The organism is Natrialba hulunbeirensis JCM 10989 (genome assembly GCF_000337575.1).
GTDB lineage: Archaea > Halobacteriota > Halobacteria > Halobacteriales > Natrialbaceae > Natrialba > Natrialba hulunbeirensis.
In genome coordinates this window covers 20,388-34,852 of the sequence record NZ_AOIM01000013.1, presented here as the reverse complement: position 1 = coordinate 34,852, position 14,465 = coordinate 20,388, and the positions used below count along the sequence as shown (strand labels likewise).

General features: G+C 61.4%; 17 protein-coding genes, 1 tRNA gene and 2 pseudogenes. 10 read left to right on the top strand and 10 right to left on the bottom strand.

Annotated elements, in window-relative coordinates; genetic code table 11:
- Window positions 1-19 precede the first annotated feature (19 nt).
- Window positions 20-104: transfer RNA gene (locus tag C483_RS03910), tRNA-Leu, on the top strand.
- A gap of 507 nt (window positions 105-611) precedes the next feature.
- Window positions 612-1,175, top strand: coding sequence for a DUF420 domain-containing protein (locus tag C483_RS03905; RefSeq protein WP_006652052.1), 564 nt, complete (start codon window positions 612-614; stop codon window positions 1,173-1,175).
- 56 nt (window positions 1,176-1,231) lie between these two features.
- Here the strand turns inward: C483_RS03905 and C483_RS20345 are convergent, their stop codons facing one another.
- The 4 genes from C483_RS20345 to C483_RS03890 all read right to left on the bottom strand — a co-directional run bounded on the left by C483_RS20345 (window position 1,232) and on the right by C483_RS03890 (window position 3,968).
- On the bottom strand, window positions 1,232-1,375 hold the full coding sequence (locus C483_RS20345; protein WP_006652051.1) for a hypothetical protein: 144 nt from the start codon (window positions 1,373-1,375) through the stop codon (window positions 1,232-1,234).
- A 104-nt stretch (window positions 1,376-1,479) separates the two neighbouring features.
- Complete coding sequence (gene purF, locus C483_RS03900; protein WP_006652050.1) at window positions 1,480-2,952, bottom strand: amidophosphoribosyltransferase; 1,473 nt, start codon at window positions 2,950-2,952, stop codon at window positions 1,480-1,482.
- Between the two features lie 146 nt (window positions 2,953-3,098).
- A complete protein-coding gene (locus tag C483_RS03895) occupies window positions 3,099-3,659 on the bottom strand; it encodes a hypothetical protein (protein ID WP_006652049.1) in 561 nt (186 codons plus the stop codon).
- 111 nt (window positions 3,660-3,770) lie between these two features.
- A complete protein-coding gene (locus tag C483_RS03890) occupies window positions 3,771-3,968 on the bottom strand; it encodes a hypothetical protein (RefSeq protein WP_006652048.1) in 198 nt (65 codons plus the stop codon).
- Window positions 3,969-4,090: 122 nt separating this feature from the next.
- On the opposite strand from C483_RS03890, the gene C483_RS03885 reads away from it, so the two are divergent.
- Window positions 4,091-6,016, top strand: coding sequence for a MutS-related protein (locus tag C483_RS03885; RefSeq protein WP_006652047.1), 1,926 nt, complete (start codon window positions 4,091-4,093; stop codon window positions 6,014-6,016).
- Between the two features lie 37 nt (window positions 6,017-6,053).
- Here C483_RS03885 and C483_RS03880 read toward each other — a convergent pair whose 3' ends face one another.
- Together C483_RS03880 and C483_RS21325 are read right to left on the bottom strand one after the other, a co-directional pair.
- Entirely contained in the window at window positions 6,054-6,734 is a 681-nt protein-coding gene (locus tag C483_RS03880) for a DUF6735 family protein (RefSeq protein ID WP_006652046.1), read from the bottom strand.
- A 261-nt stretch (window positions 6,735-6,995) separates the two neighbouring features.
- Entirely contained in the window at window positions 6,996-7,139 is a 144-nt protein-coding gene (locus tag C483_RS21325) for a DUF7577 domain-containing protein (protein WP_449289181.1), read from the bottom strand.
- A gap of 193 nt (window positions 7,140-7,332) precedes the next feature.
- Here C483_RS21325 and C483_RS03875 point away from each other — a divergent pair, with 193 nt between their 5' ends.
- The gene (locus C483_RS03875) at window positions 7,333-7,995 is read left to right on the top strand and encodes an HAD family hydrolase (protein WP_006652045.1); all 663 of its coding nucleotides are present in this window, start codon (window positions 7,333-7,335) and stop codon (window positions 7,993-7,995) included.
- A gap of 4 nt (window positions 7,996-7,999) precedes the next feature.
- Here the strand turns inward: C483_RS03875 and C483_RS03870 are convergent, their stop codons facing one another.
- Complete coding sequence (locus C483_RS03870; protein ID WP_006652044.1) at window positions 8,000-8,446, bottom strand: SRPBCC domain-containing protein; 447 nt, start codon at window positions 8,444-8,446, stop codon at window positions 8,000-8,002.
- 171 nt (window positions 8,447-8,617) lie between these two features.
- On the opposite strand from C483_RS03870, the gene C483_RS03865 reads away from it, so the two are divergent.
- The 3 genes from C483_RS03865 to C483_RS03855 all read left to right on the top strand — a co-directional run bounded on the left by C483_RS03865 (window position 8,618) and on the right by C483_RS03855 (window position 10,303).
- Window positions 8,618-9,388 carry an NAD-dependent epimerase/dehydratase family protein gene (locus tag C483_RS03865; RefSeq protein WP_006652043.1) on the top strand — a complete coding sequence of 257 codons (771 nt, stop codon included), beginning with the start codon at window positions 8,618-8,620 and terminating at the stop codon, window positions 9,386-9,388.
- A gap of 102 nt (window positions 9,389-9,490) precedes the next feature.
- Window positions 9,491-9,946, top strand: a complete 456-nt coding sequence (locus C483_RS03860) for a hypothetical protein (RefSeq protein WP_006652042.1) — start codon at window positions 9,491-9,493, stop codon at window positions 9,944-9,946.
- Window positions 9,947-10,057: 111 nt separating this feature from the next.
- Window positions 10,058-10,303, top strand: a complete 246-nt coding sequence (locus C483_RS03855; RefSeq protein WP_006652041.1) for a DUF7535 family protein — start codon at window positions 10,058-10,060, stop codon at window positions 10,301-10,303.
- A gap of 43 nt (window positions 10,304-10,346) precedes the next feature.
- On the opposite strand, the gene C483_RS03850 is transcribed toward C483_RS03855, so the two are convergent.
- Window positions 10,347-11,351, bottom strand: a complete 1,005-nt coding sequence (locus C483_RS03850; protein ID WP_006652040.1) for a glutathione S-transferase family protein — start codon at window positions 11,349-11,351, stop codon at window positions 10,347-10,349.
- Window positions 11,352-11,565: 214 nt separating this feature from the next.
- Window positions 11,566-11,817: pseudogene (locus tag C483_RS03845) on the bottom strand (calcium/sodium antiporter); the annotation flags it as partial.
- Window positions 11,818-11,937: 120 nt separating this feature from the next.
- On the opposite strand from C483_RS03845, the gene C483_RS19825 reads away from it, so the two are divergent.
- From C483_RS19825 to C483_RS03825, 3 genes and pseudogenes are all read left to right on the top strand, one after another.
- Window positions 11,938-13,059 carry a hypothetical protein gene (locus C483_RS19825; RefSeq protein ID WP_152419819.1) on the top strand — a complete coding sequence of 374 codons (1,122 nt, stop codon included), beginning with the start codon at window positions 11,938-11,940 and terminating at the stop codon, window positions 13,057-13,059.
- A gap of 185 nt (window positions 13,060-13,244) precedes the next feature.
- Window positions 13,245-13,817, top strand: a pseudogene (locus C483_RS03830) (Na+/H+ antiporter NhaC family protein); the annotation flags it as partial.
- On the top strand, window positions 13,814-14,089 hold the full coding sequence (locus C483_RS03825) for a DUF7513 family protein (protein WP_006652035.1): 276 nt from the start codon (window positions 13,814-13,816) through the stop codon (window positions 14,087-14,089). The pseudogene C483_RS03830 and the gene C483_RS03825, both read left to right, overlap by 4 nt.
- A gap of 57 nt (window positions 14,090-14,146) precedes the next feature.
- Here the strand turns inward: C483_RS03825 and C483_RS03820 are convergent, their stop codons facing one another.
- Window positions 14,147-14,395 carry a bacteriophage holin gene (locus C483_RS03820; protein WP_049912419.1) on the bottom strand — a complete coding sequence of 83 codons (249 nt, stop codon included), beginning with the start codon at window positions 14,393-14,395 and terminating at the stop codon, window positions 14,147-14,149.
- Window positions 14,396-14,465 lie beyond the last annotated feature (70 nt).

Genomic DNA, 14,465 nt, shown 5'->3' with positions numbered 1-14,465 from the left:
ACAAAGAACGAAACCGCGAGCGTGGGTAGCCAAGCCAGGCCAACGGCGCAGCGTTGAGGGCGCTGTCCCGTAGGGGTCCGCCGGTTCGAATCCGGTCCCACGCATCGCATGCGCGGTACATCGTACCGCGAAACGCAAGGCGGTTTCACCGCCGAGCAACACGATGCAGGTGATTTCCCTTCGCGGACATCACCCACGCATAATCCTTTCAGAAACCTACACCAAGAAGCGACGGCTTTCCCGTCCCATCCGGGCGCTGTCCCGCAGGGGTCCGCCGATGAGCGATTGGCCCTGCCAATCGCGAATGTCGTCGTGGAGCGACGCGTAGCGCGGAGCGAAACGACGGGAGTTCGAATCCGGTCCCACGCATCGCATGCGCGGTACACCGTACCGCGAAACGCAAGGCGGTTTCACCGCCGAGCGAAACGATGCAGGTGATTTCCCTTCGCGGACATCACCCACGCATAATCCTTTCAGAAACCTACACCAAAGAGCGACAGTGGTTGCGTTGTGATTCGGAAAAATCACAACACCCACTCTCGCTCGAGAGCACCGCTGCACGCAAAGTCGATACGCACTTCCTCGTTCCATCCAACACTCACCTATAGACAATGGAGTACGTCTCGCGGGAACGCGTCACCCCTCTCACCGCCATCCTGAGCGTCGTCTCACTCATCGTCGTCTTCGCCGCCGCAGGCGGCCGCATTCCACAGTCGGCCGTCCCGGCTGCGCCTGGGTGGGTACTCGAGTCCGTTCCGCATCTCAACGTCGCGATCAGCGCGACGGCGATCGTGACGATCGCGGTGGGGTGGCGAGCGATCCGCCGCGGCGATATCGTTGCACACCGACGGGCGATGCTCGCTTCGTTCGCCCTCTTTGGGGCGTTTCTCACGTTCTACCTCTATCGACTGATCGCGACCGGTGGCCCGGATCCGTTCCCTGGCCCTGAGACGGTTTATCTCACCGTCTACCTGCCGGTTCTGGCGATCCACATCCTCCTCGCAGTCGTCTGTATTCCGCTCGTGTACTATGCGCTGTTGCTGGCGGTTTCGCGCCCGATTTCCGAGCTTCGACAGACGAGCCACGCTCGTATCGGACGAATCGCGGCGAGCCTCTGGCTGATTTCGTTTTCGCTGGGAATCGTGGTGTACGTGCTCGGTCACGTACTGTATTGAGCGATCCTGGTAGAACGATTCTGGGCGTCGACGGAGGAACGCTGTGGGTCCGGGGGCTACGAGATCAGCTCCTGGAAGAAGTCACTGAACAGTATCAGGAACAGTCCAGCGATGATGATCAGTAACAGGAACCCAAAGAAGATGATCGCTGCCTGTCGTCCCGTCAGATTGTGCCCCTCGAGGAACTCGTTTAAGTCCATAGTGAGGTGTTCACGCGTCTCTATGTTAAAATTAGCGCAGCGTTTTGCTGACTGTCATATCTCGGCAACCGGTCGGTCGGAGCGGTCCCTGACCGACAGCGATTCTAGTCGTCCGCCGACAGCTGTCGGCTGGCGAGTTGCGGTCGCTGGACGTCCCGGTCGGTTTCCTCGCCCTCGATATCGTAGGGGTACTCGCCGGTAACACAGCCCAGACAGAGGTCGAGTCGCTCCTTCCCGAGCACGTCGGCGACGGCATCCGTCGAGAGGTACGCGAGACTGTCGGCGCTGATCGCATCCCGAATCTCCTCGGTCGACTTGTCCGAGGCGATCAGCTCCTCGCGGGTGGCCATGTCGATTCCCATGTAACACGGGGCGACGATTTCCGGCGCGCCGATCCGAACGTGGACCTCTGCTGCACCGCAGTCTTTCAGGAGCTGGACGAGCTGCGTCGAGGTCGTTCCCCGGACGATCGAGTCGTCGATGACGGTGACGGTTTTCCCCTCGATCGTGGACTTGATCGGGTTGAGCTTCAGCCGGACGGCGCGCTCGCGCTCGTCCTGCGTCGGCATGATGAACGTCCGCCCGACGTAGCGGTTCTTCATCAGCCCTTCGGCGAACTCGACGCCGTCGTCGTCCTCGGCTCGAGCTTCGCCGTCCGCGGTCGTCTCGGTCGCCGCATCGGCGTAGCCCGAGGCGAACGCGCGTCCGGAGTCGGGAACCGGCATGACGACGTCCGTCTCGACGCCGCTTTCTTCCCAGAGCTTGCGGCCGAGGTTTCGACGCGCCTCGTAGACGAGCGTCTCGTCGATGACGCTGTCCGGGCGCGCGAAGTAGACGTGTTCGAAGAAGCAGTGGGCGGTGTTGTCCTCCTCGACGAGCTGGTAGGAGTCGAAGCCGTCGCCGTCTTCCTGCAGGACGACGAGTTCGCCCGGCCGAACGTCACGGACCAGTTCGCCGTCGAGCGTATCGATCGCGGCCGACTCCGAAGCGAGGATGTAGCCGTCCTCGAGTTCGCCGATACAGAGTGGCCGGTTCCCCTGTGGGTCGCGGACGCCGAGGACGGTGTCGTCGTGGCTGATCGTCAGCGCGTAGGAGCCGTGGATGCGCCCCATCGTGCGTTTGACGGCGCGCACGAGGTCTTCTTCCAGGAGGTTGCGCGCGAGGTCGTGTGCGATGACCTCGGTGTCGCCGTCGCTCGTGAACGCGTGGCCGACGGCGGCCAACTCGTCCCGGATCTCGTCGGCGTTGACGAGGTTGCCGTTGTGAGAGAGGCCGAGTGAGCCACTCTTGAACGAGACGGAGAAGGGCTGTGCACACGAGGTGTCGACGGAACCGGCGGTCGGATAGCGGACGTGGCCGATCCCGGCCGATCCGGCGAGTGGGTCGAGGTCGCCCTCGCCGAAGACGTCCCCGACGAGGCCCATGTCGACATGGCTGTGTTGCTGGAAGCCGTCGTGTGTGACGATCCCGGCGGACTCCTGGCCGCGGTGCTGGAGTGCGTAGAGCGCGTAGTACAACGGTCGTGCCGCGTCTCGACCGTCCAGTGAGACGCCGACGACGCCGCACTTTTCGGTCATTCCTGTTCGCCGGGGAGTTTCGCCCCGCCCATCAGTCATGGTCGTCCATAGGAGCCCGCCCGGATAAAAATCCCCGTGTTTGTGCGCTCCAGAGACGGTTCACCACACAATATTATACACGGATGTGCATATGATCGAACAGGCCGCTACCTGTAGTCGTCGAGGTCAACCGTCGCCATCGCAATTGGCTCGCTTCCCGAGCGAACCCCGACCGTCAGTACATCCTGGTCCTGATGAATCCAGCTCCAGTGCACCTCAATCGCTGCCGTCTCGCCGGACTCGAGTACCACCGCCTCAATTGGCGCGCTCTTTTCGGGTTCGTCGTCGAACGTGAGCCCTGCGCGGTCGACTGTCAGCGGCGTAGCTGCCTGGTTTTCGACGGTAACGACGAACGACTCGACGGCGTGTTTCGTCTGAGCGGACTCGAGTACGAGTTCCACATCGACGATCTCGCCTGTCTGCGCAGCCGGGCCGGATTCTTGGGTCGGCCCCGATGGAGGCTCCGACGAGTTGTCTGGTTCCGGCGAGCCGTCTGCTTCCGCTGACCCGTCCGCTCCGCGGTGGCGCGCGATTACGCGACCCGGTACGTCTTCGAGGTCGAGTTCGACCCAGCGCATTCGGGTGGTGTCGTACTGTCGAACCATCCCGTCGCTGGCACCCGCCTCATCCCAGCCGGAGTACTGCCGTTCGTGACGCCGGTTTGCCATTACTCGATACGTTGTCGGTGGCCGCTTAAATCTACGGTCGAGTGTACTCGAGTACACCCCATTCGAGAATTCCTGCCCTGGCACACACCGCGCTGAGCACAGTCCTGCCTGCTACGAGCGAGGTGCACTGGAACGGACGATTCCGTACAGTCCGAGTCCGATCAGCAGGGTGGTTGCGAGGAGGAACGGCCAGTTGTCCTGTGTTGCCATGCCGTCGGACAGTCGGCCGGCTGTGAACGCCAGCACGACGCCACAGCAGTAGACGAACCCGAGTCTGATGGTAGTCGAGTTCGGGGTTCCTGTTGACATGGGAGAATGTATGAAGAGGTAATATATGTTTGTATGCACGCCTGCATCTGCGCCGACACGCGCCAGCGGGTAGCCGATGGCACAGTATTCAAGCGTACTGACTCGAATGCGATGCGTATACTATGCGACTCGAGGAGTACTGGGGCGTCGGCCCGAAGACGAGGGAGGCACTTGTGTCGGAGCTGGGACGGGAACGCGCGATCCAGGCGATCGAGAGCGGCGACGTTCGCGAACTCGCGACCGCCGGCCTCGCTCGCGGGCGCGCAACACGTATCCTGCGGCGAGCGACCGGCGGCGACGGAATCGACATGCTGGCGACGAGCGACGCCCGCGCGGCGTACAAGGACCTGCTCGATCTGGCGGTCGAGCACGCCGTCACGCAGCGCGCGGCCGACCGAATCCGCGTCCTCACGCCGCTCACCAGCCGCGAGGAAATGGAGTCGCGTCTCGACGACGTGCTCGCGGCCCGCGACGCCTGGGCGGCACTCGAGAAGGCAGACCGCGAGGCCGTCCTCGAAGCCTACGAGCGCTACGACGAACGCGACGAGAGCGAACGCGCCGCCGTCGAAACCGCGCTCGCCCTGCTCGAGGCCGGGGTCGACTCCGGCCCGTTCGAAACCGTCGCTGAACTCGAGCGCGAGACGCTCGCAACCGCCGCAGATGCGCTCTCTGCCTTCGCGGACGACGGCGGGCAGGGCCGACTCGTCCGCGGTGCCGACGACGAACTCGACCGCCTGCACGACGCCCTCGGAACTGTCGAGGATATGGACGCGAACGCACTCGAGTTGATCGAGGAACTGCGGGACGACGGCGTCCGCGACGTGGGCCAGTTCCGCGAGGCGTTCGAGGACCACCTGCTCTCGGAGACGGCGGTGACGGTCGACCAGGTTCGCGAGGCGATGCCGACTGACGCGACCGACGCGACGGATTTCGTGGGGGGTACGCTTCGGACGCTTCGGGGGGACCTCACGGCGGCGATCGACGACCGCGAGGAGCAGGTCGCTGGCGAGTTGCGAGCCGAACTCGAGGGGGCTCGGGACGCCATCGACCAGGCGGTCGCGGCGGTCGACGACATCGCGTTGCACCTCTCGCTCGCGCGCTTCGCGCTCGCGTACGGCTGTACCCGACCGACGTTCGTCGGGGGCGAATCGGCTGCGGTGTCGGTCGTCGAGGCGCGGAATCTGACGCTTGCCTCGCCGGCGACCGACTCAAGTGCTGACCAGCGCGACGGTGGTGACCGGCGCGAAGGAGGGAACCGGCACAATGGCGGCGACCAGGTCCAGCCAATCACCTACGCGCTGGGCGAGCACGGACTCACCGAAGCGGATGCGATCTCTGGCCGCGACGGGACCGGTACCGGCGCTGGCACTGGGACCGGTGTCGGCACCGATACCAATGGCGACGACGCCAGCGCAAACGCAGTTCCCGGACGGGAACGTGTCTCCGTCCTCACCGGCGCGAACAGCGGCGGGAAAACCACGCTGCTCGAGACGTGCTGTCAGGTTGTTCTCCTCGCCTCGATGGGGCTGCCGGTCCCCGCCGAGCGCGCCGAGGTGACGCCCGTCGACTCGCTCGTGTTCCACCGCCGCCACGCCAGTTTCAACGCGGGGGTACTCGAGTCCACCCTGCGCTCGGTCGTGCCGCCGCTGTCCTCGGACGGACGAACGCTAATGTTGGTCGACGAGTTCGAGGCGATCACGGAGCCGGGGAGTGCGGCCGATCTGTTGCACGGGCTCGTGACGCTGACCGTCGAGCGCGATGCGCTCGGCGTCTTCGTCACGCACCTCGCGGACGACCTGGAGCCGCTACCGCCTGAGGCTCGCGTGGACGGCATTTTCGCCGAGGGACTGAGCCCGGAACTCGAGTTGCTCGTAGATTACCAGCCACGGTTCGACACGGTGGGGCGGTCGACGCCGGAGTTCATCGTCTCGCGACTGGTGGCGAACGCGGACGACCGGGCCGAGCGTGCGGGCTTCGAGACGCTTGGTGAGGCGGTCGGCAACGACGTGGTGCAGCGGACACTGGCGGATGCGCGCTGGAGTGAGTGAGTGGCTGAGTGGCCGAGTGAGTCGCTGAGTCGGGCGGTTACGACCAGTCAGGGCCGTGGTCGCTGTTTTGATCGTCGTCGTTTCGGTCGGTATGCCGAGAGACCGAGTCGAAGGGCGTCTCATCGAACCAGCCGCGAAGCTCCGGCGGGAATCGATCCCCCTTCGGAAGTGAGGTCGGCTGGACCGACGGGTCGCTGGCGGGGTCGGTCGGGTCTGTATCCGCCGGCTCGGACGGAGTCCCCGTGTAGGTGTAGACGACGCCGGCGTACTCCTCACAGACGCGCGCTTCCAGGTACGATTGTGCGGCTCGCTGTGAGAGGACGCCCATCTCGATCACGTCCGAGAGGGTTGTCTTGATCGCCCGAAACCACGTTCTGACGGACTCGTCCGTCTGGTCGGTTCCGATAAGCGCGCCCCGGCCGTCACCGTGGCCGTCGCCCCACTCGAGCCAGCAGACGTGGTAGGGTGTGACTTCGTAGCCAGCGCTAGGTTCGACGAGGAACAGCATCTCGTGAACGCAGGGATCGAGGTGGTCGGTAAGAATGCGGTCGCGGGCGATCGAGTCGGCAAGCAGGCTCGCGGAGACGGCGCCGTCGGCGAGCGGTGTGTCGGCGGTGAGTTCGGCCACGAGCGAGCGGTCGGCCCCGCCCCAGTGGCTGTATCGGAGGTCGTAGAGTCCGTCCGGACGGCGGTAGCCGACGAGTGCTCTATGTCCCACGCATTCCCTCCGCGTCATTGTGGGTGGTTTCTGCCGTTCTCGAACGCTCTCTGGGGAGGTCCGCCCTCGGTGTTCGTCGGTGTCGCCAGCGTCTGTCGTCGCTGCGACGGTCACTCGGTATCGGTATCGGTGTCGGTGTCAGTGTCGGCATCGGCATCGGCATCGACATTGTCGACTCTGGTTCCCTTTCGGTATTTGAACCTCAGGACCGGAACTGAGCCAGCCGACGAGCAAGACCTGCCCTCCCCCAACTGGGTCCCGTCAGTGAGGCGAGTGGCGCCGCGCGTTACTGGGCAACTCCTGCAGACAGTTCCGACAGAACGTGTAGAAAAAGTCGTTTTCGGCCGAACAGTACGGGCACGAACCCTGTACCGTCGAGTTACTCGAGGCTGTCGTCTCTCGCATACACACCGCTCCGCTCGTCCCGGGAAAAAGACTGGCTCCGGCACGCGAAGGCACCGTCACTAGCAGGGTGAGAGACATCGACCACCAGTCCGTCTCGTGTCTTTGGCCCCTCTCAAACTGAGCCAACGCCCGCACGCGTGCGCCACGGCGAAACATCAAACTGGCTCGCCCGCCTCACTCGAACTGACTACGAATGGAGATGGACAGCTCGTACGACGCGATTCTCTTCGACAACGACGGCGTGTTGACCACCCCGACGGACCGAGATGTCCTCCTCGAGGCCATGACCGAGGCGTTCGCGACCGTCGGCGTCTCGAACCCGCCCCAGGCAGCCATCGAAACCCTCCTCAGCCCGGACGTCGACTCGCTCCGGACCACCGCAGCCGAGCACGGCGTCGAGCCCCAGACGCTCTGGACTGCCCGCGAAGAAGCCGCCATCGCCGCCCAGCGCGCAGAACTCACCGCCGGCCGCAAACAGTGCTACGACGACACGGCCGCACTCGAGTCCCTTCCCCAGCCGACGGCGATCGTGAGCAACAACCAGCACGAGACGATCGGGAACATTCTGGATGAACTGGATCTCCCACCGTTCGAGGTCTGGTACGGACGAGAACCGACACTCGAGGGGATCAACCGCAAGAAGCCGCGGCCGTACTATCTCGAGCAAGCGATCGACGAACTGGACGCGACGGAGCCGCTCTACGTGGGTGACAGCTACGTCGACGTTGCCGCCGCGGATGCGCTCGGAATCGACGTGGCCTTTATTCGGCGGGAGCATCGCGAGGGGTACACCTTCGACGGTCCCGCTCGGCCGACGTTCGAAATCGAGTCGCTGCGAGCGCTTTCACAACAATAACGATTCAGCTCGACGCCGCAACCCGCGCCTCGGCACGCTCCTTGATCGCCTCGTTCATCGACCGAAAGCCGCGCTCGAGTCGGTCCTGATTGGCGAGCACCGGGACGAGCGCGCCGCGGAACGTCTCTCGCTGCAGGAACCGCGTCCGCTGGGCTCTGTCAATCGGCTCTACTCGGAACTCGTGGTAGCCGTCGAACGCGAAGGGGACGACCAGCCGACCGAACCAGGCCAGTCGCCGCCCCTCTTCGAGTGCGACGATCGCCGGTTTGAACGTCATTCCTCGCCCGCCCGGTGGCTGGATTCGGACCCGCAACTGCTCTCCCTCCACCGGTGTCCCCTCGATCGACTGCACGAACGGATTCCACTCCGGATAGCGCTCGAACTCGAGTAGCACGTCCCAGACGACATCGGGTGGGGCGTCGATTTCTTCGAAGACCTCGATCTGTTTCATGTGTACTGATAACGTGGTGAACGTGTATGGCCGTAGCGGTTAGTTGCGTCAGCGGTAGTCGCGTTAGCGGTAGTTGCGTTGCGGTCAGTCGAACCAACGAACCGTCCTCGACCGGTGGCCACCGGAACGCGCTGGCCCGAGCTATTTCCCCGCGGTCGGTGACTTCCTCCTATGACGAACGTTGCGATCACCGGCGCATCCGGTCGGGTCGGCAGGGAGACTATCGAGGCGTTCGAGGACCGCGAGGAAGCGCTCACCCTCTTCTCGCACAGCGAAACCGAAGACCTCGAGACGACCCCGATCGAGATCGGCGATCGCGAGGCGGTCATGGACGCGCTCGACGGACAGGACATCGTCATCCACCTCGCGGCCAACCCCGATCCGCGCGCCGAGTGGGATGCAGTACAGGAACCGAACATCGAGGGCGTCTACAACGTCTACGCGGCCGCGCTCGAGCACGACCTCCAGCGCGTCGTCTTCGCGAGTTCGAACCACGCGGTCAACATGGGAAACACCGTCTCACCTACCCGTCCGGAGTCGACCGTCGGCACGCCGACCGCCGTCCGTCCGGACGATTCGATGGATCCGGACACCTACTACGGCGTCACCAAGGTCTTCGGCGAGGCGCTGGGCTCTTACTACGCCAACCGACACGGACTGGACGTGATCAACCTCCGGATCGGCTGGCTCCTCTCGAACGAGGAACTGGACGCCGAAATCGCAGACCGCGACGGCGCCGGCGAACGCTACGCCCGCGCGATGTGGCTCAGTCCCGACGACTGCCAGCGACTCATGGAGGCCGCCGTGACGAGTTCGCTCCCGCACACACCGTTTACCGCCCACGGCATCTCGAACAACGCAGCACGCTTCCTCTCGCTCACCGAAACCATGCTCGGACTCGAGTACCAGCCCCAGGACGATTCGGCGCGGGTACTCGAGTAGTCCCCGTTCGCAGACCCTGATTGTAGCGTGTCGGATTCTGTGCGGACGGGATGTCACACGTACGTTTTTATAGGAATACGTGAAAGATCAGAATCGATACGAATGGGGGAGATTGACGGGTCGCTGGCGCGATTCGTAGACTACGGACTCGCCGTGCTCGTGCTGGGTGTTGCAGCCGTGGTGTTTACGGATATTCCGCGACCGTATCCGGTGTGGCTGAGCGCTGGCTCCGTCCCCGTCCCCGTCCCCGTTCCCGTTTCGGTCGAACTCGTCGCCGCCGGCTCGCTTGGCCTCGTGGTGTTACACCGCTTGCAAACGGCCGAGATGCGCGGTGTGACGCCGATCACCGTCTTGCTGGGAACGCTGACGCTGTTTCTTGCCGTGTTGGCGACGTATCTCAGGTGGGTGGGGGCCGGCGAGGGAAGCGGTGTGATCGTCATCGTGGCGTTCACCCTGATCTGTGGGGTGGTCCTCGCGGGAGTCGTGCTGGCTGAGGCGCTCGTTCGTGCTGGCCGATACTGGCAGCAACAGCGAGGACAGTCGGTATCTCCGCGGTGAGGCGCTACACGAATGGAGCCGATGCTCGCACTTTCAGAACGCGGTTCAGGAGTCCGTCGAGTCGTCGCTGGGATCGAAAGACCGAATATCGGAACGTTTCTACTAGGCCGTATGTCCACGAAAGTGTCCGAGTCGACGGGCTACGTGCCGAATCTACAGATGTCGGCGTTCGGCTACGTGATGGCGGTGGCAATCGCCCTGTTGCTGTTGCCGGCGCTCCCCGTCATCGCGGTCGTCTGGCTCCTCTGGCGCGCCTTCGTCGCCGAGGACCCGCCGGAGTCGAGTTACGAACGGTGGCGAACCGAGACGGCGAACCGAGAGCGAGACCGGAAGCCCAACTCGCCGAACGGCGCCTGATCGCGACGGATTGGGTCTCGGGTCTCGGGTCTTTTTCCCAAACTTACCGCTTTGCAGACGAGACGAGCGCAGCCGGTGGCTCGCCGGCCAGTTCGTCCCGGTCGTGTGGCGCTCCGAAGTAGAGGTCGGGTCCGCGGGCGATGATCCGGTGTGGGTTCACGTCCGGATGGGTCGTGTAGTAGTGTTCCGTGATGTGGTCCATGTCCACCGTTTCGCCAACACCTGGCGTCTGATAGAGATCCCGGAGGTACGGCCACAGATTGTCGAACTCGCGGATGTACTGGACGTTACACATGAAGTGGGTGTGGTAGACGTTATCGAAACGAACCAGCGTCGTGAACATCGCGATATCGGCCTCGGTTAGGCGGTCACCGGCGAGATAGCGCTGGTCTGCGAGCACGTCGTCCCAGTGGGTGAGCGCACCGAAGAGTTCATCGACAGCCTCGTCGTAGGGGCCCTGTTCGGTCGCGAAGCCAGCCCGGTAGACGCCGTTGTTGATCGGTTCGTAGATGTCGTCGATGATCCGGTCGACCTCCGCCTGATCTCCGTCTGGATAGAGGTCCACAGTGTGATCCGCGAACTCGTCGAACTCGGTGTCGAGCATCCGCATGATCTCTTCCGATTCGTTGTTGACGATGGTGTCTTCCTCGGTGTCCCAGAGGACCGGCACCGTCACGCGACAGGTCACGTCCGGATCGGCCTGCACGTACAACTCGCGCAAGTAGTCGACGCCGTGAACGTGATCGTGCGTACAGCCTTCTTTCCCGGGTGTAAACTGCCACCCATCTTCGCCGCGGTAGGGGTCGACGACCGACACCGAGATGGCGTCCTCGAGTCCCTTCAGCGCGCGCGTGACGAGCGTCCGGTGCGCCCACGGACACGCGTAGGAGACGTAGAGGTGGTAGCGGTCCGATTCGGGCTGGAATCGGGCATCGGGATCGTCCTGTACCCAGTCGCGAAACGTGGTCTCCTGCCGATCGAACGAGCCGTCGTCGCCGGTTAGTTCGTGTGCATCCGTTCGCCACTCGCCGTCGACGAGCATGTTCATACGGTCTGTAACGGATCAAGACGTAAAGAGACTCGTTACCGCCCGAATCGCTGTCTGCTGTGTGTCGCTCGCGTTCCGTATCCGTGTTCTGCCTCTTATACCCCCTATTCTGCGTTCCGTCTCCATGTTCTGCGTCTTGGACCCCACGTTCCGCGTCCTGTATCCCGGACCCGGCACCCGAACTGTTGTTTCAGACTGTTGGGTCGGTGCATAGTCAGACGAACACGTTGCCGAGCCAGTAGCTCATCCCGAGTGCAAGGAGGATCAGGCCTTCGAGGCGAGTCACTCGCCGACCGGTCGCCAGTAAGATGGTCGCAATGGCGGTCACGGCTAGCAGCCACGCCAGTCCGGGAAGGACGGCAGGGTCGACGGCGAGGGGGCGGATGGATGCGGCGAGGCCGAGCACCGCGAGGAGGTTGAACACGTTCGAGCCGACGACGTTTCCCGCGGCTATGTCGGTATCACCAAATAGCAAATTTGATAACAATAGTACTGATAGAGAGATGATGGTTTTCACCCACATATTAGTATGTAAATGTTCGTATGAATAAATTTATATTGGTAGGCATCACAGACTCTATTGTTGATGGAAATGACTCATGGAAATGAAAAAAGAAGCGGAGCAAAAAATGCAGATGATAGAAAGCGAACTATTCAGCCCAACCGACGACAATTTCTTGCAGCCACTAGTGTTGCTATGGGTACCGCAATTGCCCCGAGCGCTGTTTCAGCGGAGAAAGAAAAAGACGGAGAATTCATTATTAGGAAACGGAATCATGATAATCCTATAACTAAAGAAGAGATCATGAATATCCAAAGAACAGTAAAGAATAGATATATGGAAGATAGGGACTTGGATAGGGGAATTGTTAATAATATTCCCGAATTCGATGATGAAACGAATATTGTTTCATACTTGTACTATATTACTGAACAAGGAAACGCTCGTTCATGGATTGGTGCGGCACCTCGCAACGAGTCAGACGCAAATGCAAATGCAAACGTAATAGACCGGCATAGAGGTGCTGAAGAATACTTAGATAGATTACAGCGTTCTGCAAACGATGTGACGATAGAGTCATGTGAAGGTGGAGTTTGTGTTGATGAAGATTGGCACAGATTAGTTGACCAAAGTGTAGTTGAAAACGGAGACTGTCCCTTTGGAAAATACACATCTGAACTTAAACTTTGGGAACATGAAGATATTTCTTCAAAACAGTTTGGCGCTCATGTGACCTTGAGTACTTATCCAGGTATAAATCAATGCTCAGATGATGATTGGGATTTCGTTAATTATAGAGCATGGGATACTATTGATTGGAGTGATAATTCAGTTGGTGACGGGGATCAGACACATGCTGAGCATAGTCCATCAGGTGAAAGGAGCGGAAGTTGGAGCACTTCAGCTAGTCTTAGCTATAATGCCGCATCTATTTCTTGGGATTATGACCAACCGGATGTATCGTTTAAAAGTACATCTACAACAGAAAAAGCTGATTGGGAGTGGGAATGGAACAGTGGAGGTAGCGCTTCTCAAGTCTTTAATGTTGGTAGTAGAAACTACTATGACATCTCTCCAAAGTGTGATGAGCAACTGCTTCACCATGAAGCATCATTCCAGTGGCGAGACGGTATTAGTTCTGGGATACGCGGACACGACGATTATCTGAGGTGGGATAATGAGGGTTGCCAGCCAGGGATGCCGTAGTTTAACTTAGTAGCATAATCCTTTCCCCTTGTACACATTTGTTCTATACCTCCCAATAAAATATTATAAACAGGATATCATTACGTGTGTAATGACTAGGTTCACCACCCTGTCTCTGCAGGCCTATTGCTCGGCGCGAACCCTGTTCTCCTTTTTGGATAATCCTCTTAGGAGCGATCTTCGACGACGATCCCGACGCGGTCAGCGTCGGCGGGAGCCTCATCGAGGGGGCGTCGGGCTTCTTCGAGCTGGCGATTCTCGTCTTGCTGATCATCGCGGCGGCCCAGATTATGATTCGCGGCGGTGCCTTCCAGGCGATTCTGGACTGGTCGATCGAGAATCTGGCAACGAACGTTCGCAACGCCGAACTCACGATGGTCGGCTCGGCAGCGCTGATCAATGCGGTCATCACGATCAATACGGCCGCGGAGGTCGCGATCGGACCGTACATCTCGAAAATCGGCGAGCGGTTCAATCTGAACGGCTACCGGCGGGCGAACATTCTGGACGCCCAGACGGCGGCGCTTGGGTATATCTTCCCGTGGTCCGGCGGCGTACTCGCGGGGTATACCGCGATGCAGGATCTCCCGGACAGTTACGATTGGTTCGACACCGGGATGCTGGTGACGCCGATCGACGTTGTTCCGTTCGTCTTCCAGGGCTGGCTCCTGGTGGCAGTCTTTGTCATCGCAGCGCTCACCGGCTTCGGCCGTGAGTACGTAATCGACCGCGAGAGTGAGGAGGTGGCACGCATATGAGCATCTTCACGAAGTACCTCAAAGGATGGCAGTTCCGCGATACGACGCCGTCGCTCACGGTGGGCGACGAACTCGACGTCTTCGTCGCGGAGGCGAACAGTGACGGAAACGGACACGTCTACATCGGGGATACACACCTGCTCGTCGAGGGCGCGGGACAGGCGACAGTCGAAAAACGCGTTCGCGTTCGCGTGACCGAGTTCGACGAGGAAGCGGCTACTGGACGCGGCGAATTCATCGAAATCGTCGGCGAAAGCTCCTACACGAGCTAATCCGCGACCCGCGGCCCGCGATCCGTGGTCCGTGGCTCGCGACTTACGACTCGCGGCTCACTCCGCGAGACGGTTGTACAGCCAGCCAAACGCGAATGCGGCACTGAACCCATCCACGAACGCCAGCGCCGTCCCCCAGAGGAGGTCGCCGGGCGTTCGGTCGTATCCCGGATAGATATCCTCGAAGAGCAGCCGCCACCGCTCGCCATACTGGGTGTCAGCCGTCAGTTCGAGAAGGGCAATGAGCAGTGCCCAGAAAATACCGGACGCGAGTCCGAGTGCGCGGGTATCGATCGGTCCAGTCACGACTCTGTAGACGACAAGTCGACAGCGATAGCTGGTGGCTGCGATCGAAAGGCCAGTGTTCGACATTTAA